The sequence below is a fragment of the Methylophaga sp. UBA1464 genome (genome assembly GCF_002325665.1).
Classification (GTDB): domain Bacteria; phylum Pseudomonadota; class Gammaproteobacteria; order Nitrosococcales; family Methylophagaceae; genus Methylophaga.
This window is the reverse complement of record NZ_DCSO01000087.1, coordinates 9141-9432: the sequence shown is the minus strand read 5'-3', so window position 1 is coordinate 9432 and position 292 is coordinate 9141. Positions and strand designations below refer to the sequence as shown.

Sequence of the window (292 nt, the reverse complement as noted above, 5' to 3'; positions counted from 1 at the left end):
GGAGTAAGCGATATTCGCTGCTTCATTACCGGGAAATTATCGTGGGCAATTTCGTGCAAAGTAGTCCGGTAAATTTCAGCCATAATCAGTGCAGTACATTGATTATGTCGATCCTGTTCAGGCAACAGTTGCATGGCTTCCTGATAAAACTGCTCAGCTCGCTGTGTCTGGAATTTAAGTAGCTCCGTCAACGCTTCGGTTTGTTTTAAAGCCAGAACACTTTGTTCAGTGACACCAAACTGTTGCATCTCATCCAATGGCAGATAAATCCGTCCCCGCTCTGCATCTTCAC

General features: G+C 45.2%; 1 protein-coding gene. It reads right to left on the bottom strand.

Going from position 1 to position 292, the window contains the following annotated elements; translation table 11 throughout:
* A partial coding sequence (locus B3O33_RS11265; RefSeq protein ID WP_292363614.1) for a squalene/phytoene synthase family protein occupies positions 1 to 292 on the bottom strand: 292 nt, incomplete at both ends.